The 16,755-nt window shown below is 70.2% G+C and carries 12 protein-coding genes; all 12 read right to left on the minus strand.

The window, feature by feature from the left end; all coding sequences use genetic code 11:
• Positions 1-9 precede the first annotated feature (9 nt).
• The 12 genes from tpiA to rsgA all read right to left on the minus strand — a co-directional run bounded on the left by tpiA (position 10) and on the right by rsgA (position 16,417).
• Positions 10-798, minus strand: coding sequence for a triose-phosphate isomerase (gene tpiA / locus KXC43_RS41775; RefSeq protein ID WP_221381811.1), 789 nt, complete (start codon positions 796-798; stop codon positions 10-12).
• Positions 798-2,012, minus strand: a complete 1,215-nt coding sequence (locus KXC43_RS41780; protein ID WP_221381824.1) for a phosphoglycerate kinase — start codon at positions 2,010-2,012, stop codon at positions 798-800. Before KXC43_RS41780 ends, tpiA begins: the two co-directional genes overlap by 1 nt.
• Entirely contained in the window at positions 2,009-3,007 is a 999-nt protein-coding gene (gap, locus tag KXC43_RS41785; RefSeq protein ID WP_221381812.1) for a type I glyceraldehyde-3-phosphate dehydrogenase, read from the minus strand. The genes KXC43_RS41780 and gap overlap by 4 nt, the downstream gene beginning before the upstream one ends.
• 397 nt (positions 3,008-3,404) lie before the next feature.
• Positions 3,405-3,626, minus strand: a complete 222-nt coding sequence (locus KXC43_RS41790; protein ID WP_221381813.1) for a hypothetical protein — start codon at positions 3,624-3,626, stop codon at positions 3,405-3,407.
• A 144-nt stretch (positions 3,627-3,770) separates the two neighbouring features.
• Complete coding sequence (gene whiA, locus KXC43_RS41795) at positions 3,771-4,751, minus strand: DNA-binding protein WhiA (RefSeq protein ID WP_221381814.1); 981 nt, start codon at positions 4,749-4,751, stop codon at positions 3,771-3,773.
• Positions 4,752-4,809: 58 nt separating this feature from the next.
• A complete protein-coding gene (locus KXC43_RS41800) occupies positions 4,810-5,793 on the minus strand; it encodes a gluconeogenesis factor YvcK family protein (protein WP_221381815.1) in 984 nt (327 codons plus the stop codon).
• 2 nt (positions 5,794-5,795) lie between these two features.
• Positions 5,796-6,695: an RNase adapter RapZ gene (rapZ, locus tag KXC43_RS41805; RefSeq protein WP_251801250.1), complete on the minus strand. Its 900-nt coding sequence runs from the start codon at positions 6,693-6,695 to the stop codon at positions 5,796-5,798.
• 666 nt (positions 6,696-7,361) lie between these two features.
• On the minus strand, positions 7,362-9,590 hold the full coding sequence (gene uvrC, locus KXC43_RS41810; protein WP_221381817.1) for an excinuclease ABC subunit UvrC: 2,229 nt from the start codon (positions 9,588-9,590) through the stop codon (positions 7,362-7,364).
• Positions 9,591-9,688: 98 nt separating this feature from the next.
• Positions 9,689-10,228: a Rieske (2Fe-2S) protein gene (locus tag KXC43_RS41815; protein WP_221381818.1), complete on the minus strand. Its 540-nt coding sequence runs from the start codon at positions 10,226-10,228 to the stop codon at positions 9,689-9,691.
• 224 nt (positions 10,229-10,452) lie between these two features.
• Complete coding sequence (gene uvrA, locus KXC43_RS41820) at positions 10,453-13,413, minus strand: excinuclease ABC subunit UvrA (protein WP_221381819.1); 2,961 nt, start codon at positions 13,411-13,413, stop codon at positions 10,453-10,455.
• Between the two features lie 147 nt (positions 13,414-13,560).
• Positions 13,561-15,354, minus strand: coding sequence for a DUF6311 domain-containing protein (locus KXC43_RS41825; RefSeq protein ID WP_221381820.1), 1,794 nt, complete (start codon positions 15,352-15,354; stop codon positions 13,561-13,563).
• Positions 15,355-15,379: 25 nt separating this feature from the next.
• Positions 15,380-16,417: a ribosome small subunit-dependent GTPase A gene (gene rsgA, locus KXC43_RS41830; protein WP_221381821.1), complete on the minus strand. Its 1,038-nt coding sequence runs from the start codon at positions 16,415-16,417 to the stop codon at positions 15,380-15,382.
• Positions 16,418-16,755: the final 338 nt, after the last annotated feature.

Here is a 16,755-nt window from a genome sequence, read left to right on the forward strand (position 1 = left end):
CGTTCGGACTCAGCGTGCTACGTGCTCACGAAACCGGACGATCGAGGCGAACTCCTCGGCGTCCAGGCTCGCGCCGCCGATCAGGGCGCCGTCCACATCGGGCTTGGCCATGATCGAGGCGATGTTGGCCGCCTTGACCGAGCCGCCGTAGAGCACCCGCACGGCGTCGCCGACCTCGGCCCCGTACACCTCGGTGAGCCGCGCCCGGATCTCGCCGCACACCTCCTGGGCGTCCTCGGGAGTCGCCGTCTTGCCGGTGCCGATCGCCCAGACCGGCTCGTACGCGATGACGATCTGCTTGACCTGCTCGGCCTTCAGCCCGGCGAGACCCGCGTCGACCTGCGACTTGCAGTGCGGCACGTGCCCGCTCTCCTCGCGAACGGACAGGCCCTCGCCCACGCACAGGATCGGCGTCAGGTTGTTCGCGAAGGCCGCCTTCACCTTGGCGTTGACCGTGGCGTCGTCCTCGTTGTGGTACTCACGCCGCTCGGAGTGGCCGGCCAGCACGAAGGTGCAGCCCAGCTTCTCCAGCATGAAGCCGGCGATCTCCCCGGTATACGCGCCGGACTTGTGGACCGAGATGTCCTGAGCCCCGTACACGATCTGCAGCTTGTCGCCGTCGACCGCGGTCTGCACGGTGCGCAGGTCGGTGAACGGCGGCAGGACAGCCACCTCGACGTCGGTCAGCTGCTGCTCGCTCAGGCTCGCGGCCAGCTTCTGCACCAGAAGGTTCGCCTCGAAATGGTTGAGGTTCATCTTCCAGTTGCCTGCCATCAGGGGCCGGCGTGCGTCCGCCATTACTTCTCCAGAGCTTCGATGCCGGGGAGGGTCTTGCCCTCGAGGTATTCCAGGGAGGCGCCGCCACCGGTCGAGATGTGCCCGAAGGCGCTCTCGTCGAGGCCGAGCGTGCGCACGGCCGCGGCCGAGTCGCCGCCACCGACCACGGAGAAGCCGTCGATCTTGGTGATCGCCTCGGCCACGCCCCGGGTGCCGGCCGCGAACGGCGCCAGCTCGAACACGCCCATCGGGCCGTTCCAGAACACCGTCTTGGCGGGGCCGATGGCCTCGGCGAACAGGGCCACCGACTCGGGGCCGATGTCCAGGCCGAGCCGGTCGGCCGGGATCTCGGACGCCGGCACGGTCACCGAGTCGGCGTCGGCCGAGAACTCGGTCGCGGCGACGACGTCGACCGGCAGCACGATCCGGCCCTGCGCCTCGGACAGCAGGTCACGGCAGGTGCCGACCATGTCGTCCTCGAGCAGCGACTTGCCGACCTCGTGGCCCTGGGCCTTGAGGAAGGTGAAGCACATGCCGCCGCCGACCAGGAGCTTGTCGACCTTGGGCAGCAGCGCCTTGATCACCGCCAGCTTGTCGGACACCTTCGAGCCGCCGAGCACCACGACGTACGGCTGCTCGGGATTCTCGGTGACCTTCTTGAGCACGTCGACCTCGCGCAGGACGAGACCGCCGGCGTAGTGCGGCAGCACGACCGGCACGTCGTACACCGAAGCGTGCTTGCGGTGCACAGCGCCGAAAGCGTCGTCCACGTAGAAGTCGGCCAGCGCGGCCAGCTCGCCCGCGAAGGCAGCCCGGGTCGCGTCGTCCTTGGCGGTCTCGCCCTCGTTGAAGCGCAGGTTCTCGAGCAGCAGCACCTGGCCGTCCTCGAGCGCGCCGGCCTTGGCGCGGGCGTCCTCGCCGACCGTGTCGGCTGCGAAGACCACCGGCGAGCCGAGCAGTTCACCCAGGCGGGTGGCCACCGGAGCCAGCGTGTACTTGGGGTCGGGCGCGCCCTTGGGGCGGCCCAGGTGCGACATGACGATGACGCGGGCGCCCGCGTCACGCAGCGCGATCAGCGTCGGCAGCACCGCCCGGGCGCGGCCGTCGTCGCTGATGACAGCATTTACCCCCTGGGGGGCATTCTTGTCGAACGGGACGTTCAGGTCGGCGCGTACGAGCACGCGCCGACCCGACACACCCTCGCCGAGCAGGTCGTCGAGAGTCTTCAAGATCAGGCTCCGACGAGCTTGACCAGGTCGACGAGGCGGTTCGAGTAGCCCCACTCGTTGTCGTACCAGCCGACGACCTTGACCTGGTTGCCGATCACCTTGGTCAGACCGGCGTCGAAGATGCAGGATGCCGGGTCGGTGACGATGTCCGAGGAGACGATCTCGTCCTCGGTGTAGACCAGGATGCCCTTGAGCGGGCCGTCCGCGGCGGCCTTGATCGCGGCGTTGACCTCTTCGACCGAGGTGTCCTTGCCGGCGGTGAAGGTGAGGTCGGTGGCCGAGCCGGTGGGGATCGGCACCCGCAGCGCGAAGCCGTCGAGCTTGCCCTTGAGCTCCGGCAGCACGAGGCTGACAGCCTTGGCGGCGCCGGTCGAGGTCGGCACGATGTTGAGGGCCGCGGCGCGGGCGCGACGCAGGTCCTTGTGCGGGCCGTCCTGCAGGTTCTGGTCCTGGGTGTAGGCGTGGATCGTGGTCATGAGGCCACGCTCGATGCCGATCGTGTCGTTCAGGACCTTCGCCATCGGGGCAAGGCAGTTGGTGGTGCAGGAAGCGTTCGAGATGATCGTGTGCTTCGCGCCGTCGTACAGGTTGTCGTTGACGCCCATGACGATGGTGATGTCTTCGTTCTTGGCCGGGGCCGAGATGATGACCTTCTTGGCGCCCTGGTCGACGTGCGCCTTCGCCTTCGAGGCGTCGGTGAAGAAGCCGGTCGACTCGATGACGACGTCGGCGCCCAGGTCGCCCCAGGGCAGGTTGTTCGGGTCCTTCTCGGCGTACGCCTTGAAGGTCTTCCCGGCGACGGTGATCTCGTCGGCGGTGGCCTTCACCTCGTGCGGCAGGCGGCCGAGGATCGAGTCGTACTTGAGCAGGTGAGCCAGCGTGGCGTTGTCGGTCAGGTCGTTCACGCCGACGATCTCGATGTCCGCACCCGAGGCGAGAACCGCCCGGAAGAAGTTGCGGCCGATACGGCCGAAGCCGTTGATGCCAACCCGGATGGTCACAGGTGGATCTCCTCGTTTCGGTCCGCCGGATTATGCGACCGGCGGAGGGGTCTGCGTTGCCGACCGCGTCGAGGGCCGGCAAAGGGGCGTCCGGCCGCCGCGCCTGAACTGAGGAGGCGCCGCGGCGAACCGGCGGCGCACAGCGCGGCCGGCCGAGCTGCCGGCACCGTCGCCGTCGACCTGACCCTATCCGAGTGCCCACGCTTGTTTTGCGCGGGGTCGCAACCTGAGCGTTACCGAGCCCCCGCGTTAACCTGCGCTTCTTCCGCTCGAAAACCCTTATCCCGTACGCAACGTGACCGTCACCAACCGCAACGGAACAGCTTCCGGCCCGGCCCCGGTGGTCACCCGCCGGGGCCGGAGGTGTTGCTCAGCCACCCAGGATCAGGATTCGGCCTTACCTGCGTCCCCGCGGCGCCCTTCCAGCAGCTGAAGGATGCCCTTCATGCCCACCTTCAGCTCGGCGTCGCAGGGTCTCGAACTGCTCGACCTGCGTCGTGTTCAGCGCTTCAAGCGCCAGCTTGTGACCGCGCAGCGCCGCTTGATAGTCGGCCACGTCTTGACTCGCACCAGCCGCCAACGTCCGCACCTCCTTCATCTCACCCTCCACCGCCGTCATCCGCTTTCAAGTTCCTTGATGCCGCTCATGGCGAGGGAGTCTTCCGGGTTTTCGAGCGTTGCTGTAAGAGGTTTGCGCGTGGCCGGATCAGCATTAACTGAACAAGCGACATGTTGGCACACGTCAGCTTGTCAGGGGGCTAGGTCAGCAGGCCATCATCTCCGGGGTCACGGCGGCTTCGGTGTCGGGAATTCCCAGGTCACGGGCGCGCTTGTCGGCGAGGGCGAGCAGACGCCTTATACGGCCGGCGATCGCATCCTTCGTCAGCGGCGGGTCGGCCAGCGCGCCCAGCTCCTCGAGCGACGCCTGCCGGTGCTCCAGCCGCAACTGACCGGCCGAGGTGAGGTGGTTGGGAGCCTCGTCGGCCAGGATCTCGAGGGCCCGGGTGACCCGGGCCGCCGCCGCCACCGCGGCGCGGGCCGAGCGGCGCAGGTTCGCGTCGTCGAAGTTGGCCAGCCGGTTGGCCGTGGCGCGCACCTCACGGCGTACCCGCCGCTCCTCCCAGGCCAGCACGCTGGAGTGCGCCCCGATCCGGGTGAGCAGCGCGGCGATCGCGTCGCCGTCCTTGATGACCACCCGGTCGACGCCGCGCACCTCGCGGTCCTTGGCGGTGATGCCGATGCGCCGGGCCGCGCCGCGCAACGCCAGCGCCGCCTCGGGACCGGGGCAGGTGATCTCGAGCGCGCTGGATCGGCCCGGCTCCGTCAGCGAGCCGTGGGCCATGAACGCGCCCCGCCACGCGGCGACCGCGCAGCAGACGTTGGCCGAGACCACGTGCGGCGGCAGGCCCCGGACGGGACGGCCGCGCACGTCGAGCAGGCCGGTCTGCCGGGCCAGCGCCTCACCGTCCTTGACGATGCGAACGATGTAGTGGCTGCCCTTGCGCAGCCCGCCCGAGGCCAGCACGTGCACCTCACTGGGGTAGCCGTAGACGTCGGCGATCTCGCGCCGCAGCCGCCGGGCCACCGCGCCGGTGTCGAGTTCGGCCTCGACCACCACCCGTCCGGAGACGATGTGCAGGCCGCCCGCGAACCGGAGAAGGGCCGCCATCTCGGCCCGCCGGCAGCAGGGCTTGGGCACGTCGACCCGGCTCAGCTCATCCTTGACCGCTGCCGTCATAGCCATCGTGTTGTCACCTCATGCGCCGGATCTTGAACAATAAGTGCCGCATTACGCCCTTGCTTTAACGATCGGCGCCCAGGACAGGCACCAGGGCAACCCCCAACGACTCAGGATCATGCCTGGGACTGCCGTCCGCAACGGCCACAGGTGCCAACACCAGGCGGGCGCCCAGAGCTTCCGCGGCCCGCCGGACGGGTTCGGTCTCCCCCACCCAGTGCGCGTCGGCGACCACCGCGTCGACCCGCAGGCCGGGCAGGTACCAGTGCAGGGCGGCCAGGTGGTCGGCGGCCGAGAGGCCGAGCGTCTCGTTCTCGGTGGCCAGGTTGAGCGTCACCAGCCGCCGGGCCGAGCTTTTCATGATCGCCTCGGCCAGGCCCGGCACCATCAGGTGCGGCAGCACGCTGGTGAACCAGCTGCCCGGCCCGAAGATCAACCAGTCCGCCTCGTCGATCGCGGCGATGGCCTGGGCGCACACCGGCGGGTCGGCCGGGTCGATGCGGACGGCTTCGACGTGACCGTGCGCGACCGCGACGGCGTGCTGGCCCCGGACGGTGACGACCTCGTGGGGACGCTGCGGGTCGGCGCCGCGGACGTCGGCCTCTATGCCGATCGCGTGCCGGGCCATCGGCAGCACCCGCCCGCGAGCGCCCACCATCGCGGCCGCCTGGTCGAGCGCCTGCACCGGGTCGCCCAGCATCTCCATGAGGCCCAGCAGCAGCAAGTTGCCCACGGCGTGCCCCACCAGCGGATCGTTGCCCTCGCCGCGGACCGCCGGAATCTCGGCGAAGCGGTACTGCAGCAGCCGAGCGGTGCGCTGGGTGATCGGCTGGTCATCGGCGAGCGCGGCCAGGGCCTGGCGCAGGTCGCCGGGCGGCAGCAACGCGTCCCGCTCGGCCAGCAACCGGCCGCTGGAACCGCCGTCGTCGCCGACGGTGACCACGGCGGTGATGTCGAGTTCGAGCTGGGCGGCGCTGCTGCGCAGGGCCCGCAACGACGCGCTGAGCCCGTGGCCGCCGCCGAAGGCCACCACCCGTACGGGGGGCATGGTCACTCCCGCCCCAGGTCGCGATGGGAGGAATGGGCCGAGAGACGCATGTCGCGCAGCTGGGCGGTCAGCTCTTCGGTGATCGCGACGCTGCGGTGCTTGCCACCGGTGCAGCCGACGGCGACGGTCAGGTAGCGCTTGCCCTCGCGCTCGAACCCGGACGCGGTGGCCGCGATCAGCCCGGCGTACGTCTTCACGAAGTCACCCGCGCCCTCCTGGTCGAGGACGTAGGTGCTCACCGCCTCTTCCAGGCCGGTGTGGTCGCGCAGATCGGGCACCCAGAACGGGTTGGGCAGGAACCGGGCGTCCATCACGTAGTCGGCGTCGGGCGGCAGGCCGTACTTGAAGCCGAAGGACAGCACGGTGATGCGCAGCCGGCGCACGTCCTCGCCGCCGAACAGCTCCTCGACGCGGCGGCGGAGCTGGTTCACGTTGAGATGGCTGGTGTCGATGATCACATCGGACTGCTCCCGGGCCTCGGCCAGCAGTTTGCGCTCGGCCGCGATGCCGTCGGCGAGGCGGCCGTCACCCTGGAGGGGATGCGAGCGGCGCACCGACTCGAAGCGGCGGATCAGCACGTCGTCCTCGGCGTCGACGAAGACGACCCGCGGCGAGAAGCCCCGTTCGTGCAGGGCGTGGATGGCCCCGGCGAGGTCGGTCGAGAACGCCCGGCTGCGGACGTCGAGCACCATGGCCGTACGCCGGGCCGCGCCCCCGGCCTGGAACGCGAGCTGGGCCATGTCGAGCATGAGCGCCTGGGGCAGGTTGTCGACCACGTAGAAACCGACGTTCTCCAGCGCGCGGGCGACTGTGCTGCGCCCACCGCCGGAGACCCCGGTCACGACCACCAGGTCGGTGGCCACCTCATCAGGATCGGTCGCGTCGGCCACGAACTCCGGCATCGACTCCGTCACGCACGCCTCCCAGCGTCGCTTCGCCCGCGCCCCCGGCGGACACAACATCCTAGGCCGAAGCCGGCGCCGGCATCCCCTCGGACGCCTGTCATCCATCCGATCGGTGCCGCGGCTCCGCTCGTCACAACAACAACATCGCGTCCAGCGTTCCACCCCACCGTCTCGATCTTGCAGCGAGGGCCCCGGCCATCCGTGAGCCGCGTCGCCCGGATCAGTGCCTCGCGGGCCCGGCAGGCTGATTCGTCGATGGATCGCGAGGACATGTGGGCTCGCCTCGACGGCAACTGGCCGCGGCTGTCGCTTTCCATGTAGCCGCCGACGCAACCGGCGATCTCGACTGGCTGACCCACGCCGCCGACTCCACCGGGCTGCAACCGACCAGCGCGCTCCGGGCTCCAGTGACGGGTCTGATGAGCCTCCCTCCCGATCGGGGCCGACCCTACGTTCTTTCGGAGGATCGGGCTTCGGGTTGTCCACAGGCGCGGCGATACGGGCCGGGCGCTGTCCACAGGGAGCGCAGGCCCGGTCACCGCTCGGTGGTGGCGGTCACCGGACGTCGGTGACTGGCTCCTGTTTCGGAATGGCAGCCGGCCGCGCTGAGGCTCAGGCGCCGCCGGGCCGCACCGCGACTCGACCCCCATTCCGAAACAGGAGCTATTGGTGTGATGGGGCCTCGGGCCGGGGGGCCTTCGACCGGTTGGCGCCGGCCTTTGTGCGACCTGCGCCCCCGGCCGGCACCGCGCCGGGTTCCGCGTTTCCGGCGTCGGCCGGCTGGGCGGGCTCGGGGTTGAGCGCGGCCAGCAGCACCTCGGCTGTGCGGCGGCCGATGCCCGGGATCTCGGTGATCTCTTCGGGGGTCGCGGCGGCCACCCGCTTGAGGGAACCGAAGTGGCGCAGCAGTGCCTTGCGCCGGGTTTCGCCGAGGCCGGGCACGTTGTCGAGCGCCGAGGCGGTCATCCGCTTCGAGCGGCGCTGGCGGTGGAACGTGATGGCGAAGCGGTGGGCCTCGTCGCGGACGCGCTGCAACAGGTAGAGCGCCTCGGAGGTGCGCGGCAGGATCACCGGGAAGTCGTCGCCGGGCAGCCACACCTCTTCCAGCCGCTTGGCCAGGCCGCACAGCGCCACGTCGGTGATGCCCAGGTCGGAGAGGACGGCGGCCACCGCGTTGACCTGCGGTTGGCCGCCGTCGACGACGACCAGTTGCGGCGGGTAGGCGAAGCGGCGGGGGCGTCCGGTCAGTGGGTCGATGCCGGGCAGGTCGGCGGTGGCGACCTCGTCGCCCTCCGGGACCAGTTCGCCGGCGGTCGCGTCTTCGGCTGCCGCTTCCGCGGCCGCGGCGGCATCGGCCCAGACGACACCGGCAGCACCGACGGCGTCCAGACCCGAAACGCCGAGCTCGCCAGAGGGGGCAGCGGGGTCAGAGAGGTCGGACGCGTCGGAGAGGTCGGGGTGGTCGCGCGGGGCATCGGCGCCCGGCTGGGCGCGGAAGCGGGCGAACCGCCGCCGCATCACCTCGCTCATCGCCGCCAGGTCGTCGGTGCCGCTGCCGTCGGGGTTGCCGCGGATGGCGAAGCGCCGGTATTCGCTCTTGCGGGCCAGGCCGTCCTCGAAGACGACCATCGAGGCCACCACGTCGGTGCCCTGGATCTGCGATACGTCGAAACACTCGATGCGCAGCGGCGCCGAGTCGAGCCCGAGCGCCTCGGCGATCTCGTCGAGGGCCTTGCTGCGGGTGGTCAGATCGCCGGCCCGGCGCAGCTTGTGGCGTTGCAGCACCTCGCCCGCGTTGCGGGACACCGTTTCCATCAGCGACCGCTTGTCGCCCCGCTGGGGCACGCGCAGCGAGACCCGGCTGCCGCGGTGCTCGGAGAGCCAGTCGGCCAGGGCGCCGGCGTCGTCGGGCAGCGCGGGCACGAGCACCTCGCGCGGCACGTCGCCCTCGCCCTCTTCGCCGCCGTAGACCTGGCTGCAGAAGTGGTGGACCAGGTCGCCGGTGGTCAGGTCTTCCACCTTCTCGACGACCCAGCCGCGCTGGCCCCGCACCCGCCCGTCGCGCACGTGGAAGACCTGGACGGCCGCCTCGAGCGGATCTTCGGCGAAGGCGACCACGTCGGCGTCGGTGCCGTCACCGAGCACGACGGTCTGCTTCTCCATCGCGCGGCGCAGGGCGGCGATGTCGTCGCGCAGGCGGGCCGCCCGCTCGAACTCGAGCTCTTCGGAGGCCTGCATCATGTCGCGCTCGAGCCGCTTGACGAAGGTGTCGGTGCGCCCGGCCATGAAGTCGCAGAAGTCGTCGACGATGGCGCGATGCTGCTCGGCGGTGACCGTGCCGACGCACGGGGCCGAGCACTTGCCGATGTAGCCGAGCAGGCAGGGGCGGCCGATCTGGCCGGCGCGCTTGAAGACACCACTCGAGCAGGTGCGCGCCGGGAAGACGCGGAGCAGCAGGTCGAGCGTCTCGCGGATGGCCCAGGCGTGGGAGTAGGGGCCGAAGTAGCGCACACCCTTGCGCTTGGCGCCGCGCATCACCTGGAGCCGCGGGAATTCCTCGTTGAGCGTCACCGCGAGGAAGGGATAGGACTTGTCGTCCCGGTATTTCACGTTGAAGCGCGGGTCGAACTCTTTGATCCAGGAGAACTCGAGCTGCAGCGCCTCGACCTCGGTGCCGACGGTCACCCAGTCCACACTGGAGGCGGTGGTGACCATCTGCTGCGTACGGGCGTGCAGCGACCAGGTGTCGGCGAAGTACGAATTCAGCCGGTTCCGCAGATTCTTGGCCTTGCCCACGTAGATGACACGGCCGCCCGGGTCGCGGAAGCGGTAGACACCCGGCGACTCGGGAATGGTGCCCGGCGCGGGGCGGTAGCTGGAGGGGTCTGGCACAGGCTCAACAGTAGTGCGGGGGACTGACATGATTACCCGACCGGAGGTCCGTCGCCGCCGCCACGGCGCGGACCTCCGGCCCGGGAATCGTCGGAGATCTAGGCCGCGACGATGTTGTCGCCGTCCACCTTGACCTCGGTCGCGGGCAGCGCCTTGGTGGCCGGCCCCGAGGTCGGCTCCCCCGTCTCGATCGAGAACTTGCTGTTGTGGCAGGGGCACGAGATCTGGCCACCGTCGATCTTGTTGACGTCGCAGCCGGCGTGCGTGCACACCTTGCTGAACGCCTTGAAGGTGCCGGCCACCGGCTGCGTGATCACGAAGTCGCCGGCGATGATGCCGCCGCCCTCGGGCACGTCGCCCACGGCCGCGAGGGCCGCGCCGCCGGAACCGCCGTTGTTGCCCGAGCCGCCGTTGCTGCCGGCACCGGGGCCGTTGCTGCCGGCCGGGCCGGGGTTGTCGCTGAAGTCGGTGCCGTTGCTGTTGGTGGACGAGGTGCCCGTGCCGCAGGCCGCCAGGACGGCCGTAGCGCCCGCCGCACCGGCGCCGAGCAGGACCACACGGCGCGTCTTGGCCGAACGCGGACGTCCGGGCTCCTCCTCGTGGAGCTCGGCGTCGGTCGTGGTCTGCACGTCTGTCATCGGTTGTCCTCCAGTGCCTGGTCCGCGTGAGTGGTCACACGGCGTCGCCTCTACATACGCTGGCGCGGCTCGCCGAGTTCAGGCGTACCGCGAAATTATCCGGTGCCGGGTGCGGACTTCTGGTGGGGTTCATCGGCTTTTGCCCTGCACGAAGCATTGCCCGGTCGAGGCTATGTCCTCGACCGGGCTTCGTAGCTTTGAGTCACCTGTGATGTTGCTGAAGGTCAGACAGCCGCCTTGGCCCGTGACCGCGTTGTCCGGGCCCGGGGTGCGGCCTTGGCCGGGCTGCCGTTGGCCTTGGCCGCCCGTGCTGTGGCGTCCGGAGCGCCTTGGCCCTCGCCCTCGAGGCCCAGCATGTGCCGCAGGAACTGACCGGTGTGGCTCTCGGGCACCTCGGCCAGCTCTTCCGGCGTGCCGGTGGCCAGCACCAGACCGCCCTTGCTGCCACCCTCGGGGCCCATGTCGATCAGCCAGTCGGCGTTCTTGATCACATCGAGGTTGTGCTCGATGGTGATCACCGTGTTGCCCTTGTCGACCAGGCCGTTGAGCACGAGCAGCAGCTTGCGGATGTCCTCGAAGTGCAGACCGGTGGTCGGCTCGTCGAGCACGTAGACCGTCTTGCCGGTCGACCGCTTCTGCAGCTCGGACGCCAGCTTGACGCGCTGCGCCTCACCGCCGGACAGCGTCGGCGCCGGCTGGCCGAGACGCACATAGCCCAGGCCCACGTCGACCAGCGTCTTGAGGTGGCGGTGGATCGACGTGATCGGCTCGAAGAAGGTCGCCGCCTCTTCGATCGGCATCTCGAGCACCTCGGAGATCGTCTTGCCCTTGTAGTGCACCTCGAGCGTCTCGCGGTTGTAGCGGGCGCCCTTGCACACCTCGCACGGGACGTAGACGTCGGGCAGGAAGTTCATCTCGATCTTGATCGTGCCGTCGCCCGCGCAGTTCTCGCAGCGGCCGCCCTTGACGTTGAACGAGAACCGGCCCGGGCCGTAGCCGCGCACCTTGGCCTCGGTCGTCTCGGCGAACAGCTTGCGGATGTTGTCGAAGACACCCGTGTACGTCGCGGGGTTGGACCGCGGCGTGCGGCCGATCGGCGACTGGTCGACGCCGACGACCTTGTCGACATTCTCGAGGCCGGTGATGCGGGTGTGCCGGCCCGGCACCATGCGGGCGCCGTTGATCTGGTTGGCCAGCACCGTGTAGAGGATGTCGTTGACCAGGGTCGACTTGCCCGAGCCGCTGACACCGGTGACCGCGATGAACTGCCCGAGCGGGAAGCCGACGGTCAGGCCGCGCAGGTTGTGCTCGCGGGCGCCCTGCACGACCAGTTCGCGGCCCGGGATCTGCGGGCGGCGACCGGCCGGCGTCGGGATCGACTTGCGGCCCGACAGGTAGGCGCCGGTGGGCGACTTCCGGTTCTTCAGCAGGCCCTCGACCGAGCCGCTGTGCACGATGTGACCGCCGTGCTCGCCGGCCCCGGGGCCGATGTCGACGATCCAGTCGGCGGTGCGGATCGTGTCCTCGTCGTGCTCGACCACGATCAGCGTGTTGCCCAGGTCGCGCAGCCGCACCAGGGTCTCGATGAGCCGGTGGTTGTCGCGCTGGTGCAGGCCGATCGACGGCTCGTCGAGCACGTAGAGCACGCCCACCAGGCCGGACCCGATCTGGGTGGCGAGCCGGATGCGCTGCGCCTCGCCGCCCGAGAGCGTGCCCGCGCCACGGTCGAGCGACAGGTATTCCAGGCCCACGTCGACCAGGAACCGCAGCCGGGCGTTGATCTCTTTGAGGACCCGCTCGGCGATCATCTTCTGCCGGTCGTCGAGCGCGATGCTCGCCAGCAGGTCGGCGCAGTCGCCGATCGACAGGTTGCAGACCTCGGCGATGCTCTTGCCGGCGATCGTCACGGCCAGCACCTCGGGCTTGAGCCGGGAGCCGCCGCAGACCGGGCAGGGCACGTCGCGCATGTAGCCCTCGTACTTGTCGCGCGACCAGTCGCTCTCGGTGTCGTTGTGCCGCCGCTCGATCCACTGCACCACGCCCTCGAAGCCGGTGTAGTAGGACCGCTCGCGGCCGTACTTGTTCCGGTAGCGCACGTGCACCTGGTCTTCCGAGCCGTGCAGGATCATCTTCTGCGCCCGGCTGGGCAGCTGCCGCCACGGGGTGTCGACGCTGAACTTCTCGGCCTTGGCCAGCGCCTCGAGCAGGCGCAGGAAGTATTCCTGGGTCTGGCCGCCGGACCAGGGCTGGATGGCGCCCTCGCGGATGCTGCGCTCCTCGTCCGGGATGAGCAGCTCGGGGTCGACCTCTTTCTTGGTGCCCAGGCCGGTGCACTCGGGACACGCGCCGTACGGGGCGTTGAACGAGAACACCCGGGGCTCGAGGTCCTCGATGGCCAGCGGGTGGTCGTTGGGGCAGGCCAGGTGCTCGGAGAAGCGGCGCTCGCGCTGCGGGTCGTCCTCCGGCAGGTCGACGAAGTCGAGCAGCACGATGCCGCCGGCCAGGCCGAGCGCGGACTCGATCGAGTCGGTGAGCCGCTGCTTGCTGGCCGCCTTGACGCTGAGCCGGTCGACCACCACCTCGATGGTGTGCTTCTCCTGCTTCTTCAGCTTCGGCGGCTCGGTCAGCGGGTGGACCACGCCGTCGACCCGGGCCCGGGCGTAGCCCTTGGCCTGCAGGTCGGCGAACAGGTCGATGTATTCGCCCTTGCGGCCGCGGATGACCGGGGCGAGGACCATGAAACGGGTGCCCTCGTCCATCTCGAGGACCCGGTCGACGATCTGCTGCGGGGTCTGCTTGCTGATCCGCTCGCCGCAGACCGGGCAGTGCGGGATGCCCGTACGCGCGTACAGCAGGCGCAGGTAGTCGTAGACCTCGGTGATGGTGCCGACCGTCGAGCGCGGGTTGCGCGAGGTCGACTTCTGGTCGATCGACACCGCCGGGGACAGGCCCTCGATGAAGTCGACGTCGGGCTTGTCCATCTGCCCGAGGAACTGCCTCGCGTACGACGACAGGGACTCGACGTAGCGACGCTGCCCCTCGGCGAAGATCGTGTCGAACGCGAGGCTGGACTTGCCGGAGCCGGACAGACCCGTGAACACGATCAGGGCGTCGCGGGGCAGGTCCAAGCTGACGTCGCGCAGGTTGTGCTCGCGCGCGCCTCTAATAGTCAAACGGTCGGCCACCAGCCAGCCTCTCCGTACAGGTGTTTGAAAAGAGCAGAGCCGCGGCCACTCTAGCCATGGGGTACGACAAGTTTTGCCGCCGACAACGCCGAGTAGATGCAGCGCTTGTCACATCGCGCTAATTCCCGCGAATCACGTGCAGTTAGCTCACTCGTTCGAGGGAACAGGCAACGAGCGTACGTCCCACAGGCGTACGCCGCCCACCTGCTGAGGCGGGCCGAGCGCGGCCGTGAGCGTGTCGAGCAGCGGTCCCTCGTTACGGCTGCCGGGCACCAGAACCACCACGGCGGCCCGCCAGAAGATCAGGTCTTCGGTGATCCGGGCCTTGTCGCCCGCGGTCAGCGGGGGGCGTACGCCGTACTCGCGCACCCGCCACAGCAGGTCGGAGGTGAACCGGCGCGGCGCGTTCCACGATCCGGTGCGGTCGAGCGGCGGGTCGACCGGGCCCATGAAGTAGCCGCGCGGCGACCGGTAGTCGAGCAGGGTCTGCGCCGACCAGCGCACGCCCGCCCGGCCCGTGGTGACCTCGGGCAGCGGCACCGTGACCAGGCTGCGGTCGTCGGTCACGTACTGCCGCCAGGCGCCCTCGGCGATGAACGGCGGCAGCGGGTCGGCCTCGACGACCGGCAGCGGCTTGGGGAACAAGGGCACCAGCGCCAGCACCAGGCCCACCTGCCACAGCCGGCGCCCGCGCGGCGTGAAGGCGCGCACGCGGTCGGTGGCCAGCGCGAGCAGCACGCCGGCGATGGTCGCGGGCACCATGGCGAACCGGGTCACGCTGACCAGGTCGATGATCGGCACGTGGCTGACCAGGCCGAACGGCAGCGGGACGGACGTGCGGTGACCGAAGACGACGAGGGTGGGGCCCATCGAGGCGATCAGCAGCACGAGGGCGGCGATCGCGGTGGCCCGGGCGGCCACCGAACGCCACAGCACCACCACCGACGCCACGATCATCACGAAGCCGACCGGGCCGAAGAACACGTTGTCCTCCGTGCCGCTGACGCTCATCTGCCGGGTCAGCTCGGCGTTGCCGGCCAGTGACTGCCGGGCGAACCCGACCAGCGAGGCGAGGTCGGTCGCGTACTTGTCGGGGGCGAACGGCTGGCCGCTGTAGTTGCCCGGGCCGAAGAACTGGAACCACAGCGGATAGGCCAGCAGCGCGCCGGCCACCACGGCCGCGACCCCGAGGCCGGCGAGCAGGTGCCGCGCGTCCTGCCGGGCCCGGGCCGGTGCCATCAGGGCGTACGCGATGACGAACACGCCCAGGGCCATCGCGGCGAAGAGCAGGCTCTCTTCGTTGATGAAGACCTGCAGCACGATCAGCAGGCCGAGGACGACGCCGCCACGCCACTGCCGGCCGGGCTCGCGCAGGCGCAATACCTGCCAGACGATGAACGGCAGCACCCACTGGCTGACGAAGTTCACGTGGCCGTTGGCGTGCGAGATCATCGTCGGCGCGAAGCCGCACCACAGGCCGCCGATCCAGGCCGCGACCCGGCTGGTCACCAGGTGGCGCGAGAGCACCCAGTACCAGGCGAAGGCCGTGCCGGCCAGGCCGAGCGTGAGCAGCAGCACGACTGCGACGGCCGGCCCGAAGAGGTGCGTGACCGGCGCGAACGGCAGGCTCAACCCGAGCACCGAGGTGTTGGCCATCATGTTGACGCCGTCGGGCACGTTGATGCGCTCGGTGAACAGCGGGTTGTCGCCGTGGAACAGCACCCGCTCGCCGTGGGCCAGGAAGAACTGGAAGACCCCGTGGTCGTCGTCGTTGCTGGCCAGCACCCGGCCGCTCGGGTCGCGCCAGAGCTGGATCATCACCAGCACGGCGAGCGACAGATAGCTCAGCCCGGCCCGGAGGTCGGCCCAGGACCGCCGCGGCGCCGGCGGCTCGGGCCGGGGTCCGGCCTTGCCCTCGACGACTTCCTCCACCGCACGCACCGGTGCATTGTGACAGAGGGATACGTCAGGAACGCCTGCGGCGGTGTCCGGCCGCCCCGGCCAGACGGGCCGACTGCCGCGCCGACTCGACCTCGATCTCGTGCCGCAGCTTGCGCCAGCTGGCCAGCCGCCGCGGGGCCAGCGTGCCGTCGGCGACCGCCCGGGCCACCGCGCAGGCGGGCTCGGTCTCGTGCCGGCAGTCGTCGAAGCGGCACTGCGCGGCCACCCCGGTGATGTCGGCGAACGCCCGGGCCAGGCCCTCGGCGGTGTCGAGCAGGCCGACCCCCCGGATGCCCGGCGTGTCCAGCACGGCCCCGCCGCCCGGCAGCAGAACCAGGTTGCGGTACGCGGTGGTGTGCCGCCCCTTGCCGTCGGCGTCACGGATCTGCTGCACGGGCATGACGGGCGTGCCCGCCAGCGCGTTGACCAGCGTCGACTTGCCCGCGCCGGAGCGCCCCAGCAACGCCAGGGTGCGCCCCTTCCCGGCGTACGCGCGAAGTTGCTCGACCCCGAGCGAGAGCCGCGCGCTGACCGCGAGCACCGGCACACCCGGCGCGATCCCGGCGATCTGCCGGCTGATCGCCTCGGGGTCGGCCGACATGTCGGCCTTGGTGAGCACCAGTAGCGGCCGGGCGCCGGATTCCCAGGCCAGGGCGAGCAGGCGCTCGATGCGCGCGTCGTCCGGTTCCGGGTGGATCGGCTCGACCACGGCCACGGTGTCCATGTTCGCGGCGAGAACCTGACCGGTGCTGTCCTTGTCGGAGGTGCGGCGCACCAGGCAGGTGCGCCGGGGCAGGACAGCCTCGATCGTGGTCCGCCGGTCGGGCCAGTGCCGCAGCACCACCCAATCGCCGGCGCAGGGCAGCAGCGCCGGGTCTTTCGCCGCTGTGAGCAGCACACTGCCGCCGAGGCTGGCCCGGGCGACGCCGTCCTGGCCGAGGACGGTGCAGACGCCCCGGTCGGCGCGCAGCACACGGCCCGCGGTGGCGTCGGAGCGGTCGTAGGGACGGTATGCGGATACGAGGAACTCGTCCCAGCCGAGCTGGGACAGATCGTGCGACATGGATGAACCCGTTTCGGGACGGGAGGCGGCCTGACCGTGGGTCAGCCCAAGGCCTCCGGGTGAAGGGACGCCAGGACGAACAGCACGCTCCCCACCTCCTTCGCGGGATCTGGTCGACGCGTCTGCACCGACGGTACGGTCGCGGCTACCCGGGCGAAAGTGATTTCCTCTCCGCTAGGGTCGTCGGGGTGACTCCAACTCTGCTGTCATGCCGTCCCGGCCCTCGCTTCGCTCGGTGCAGTCCGTCATGACTCCATCTCAGCTGTCATGCCGTCCCGGCCCTCGCTTCGCTCGGTGCAGTCCGTCATGACTCCATCTCAGCTGTCATGCCGTCCCGG

The organism is Paractinoplanes polyasparticus (genome assembly GCF_019710575.1).
Lineage (GTDB): Bacteria > Actinomycetota > Actinomycetes > Mycobacteriales > Micromonosporaceae > Actinoplanes > Actinoplanes polyasparticus.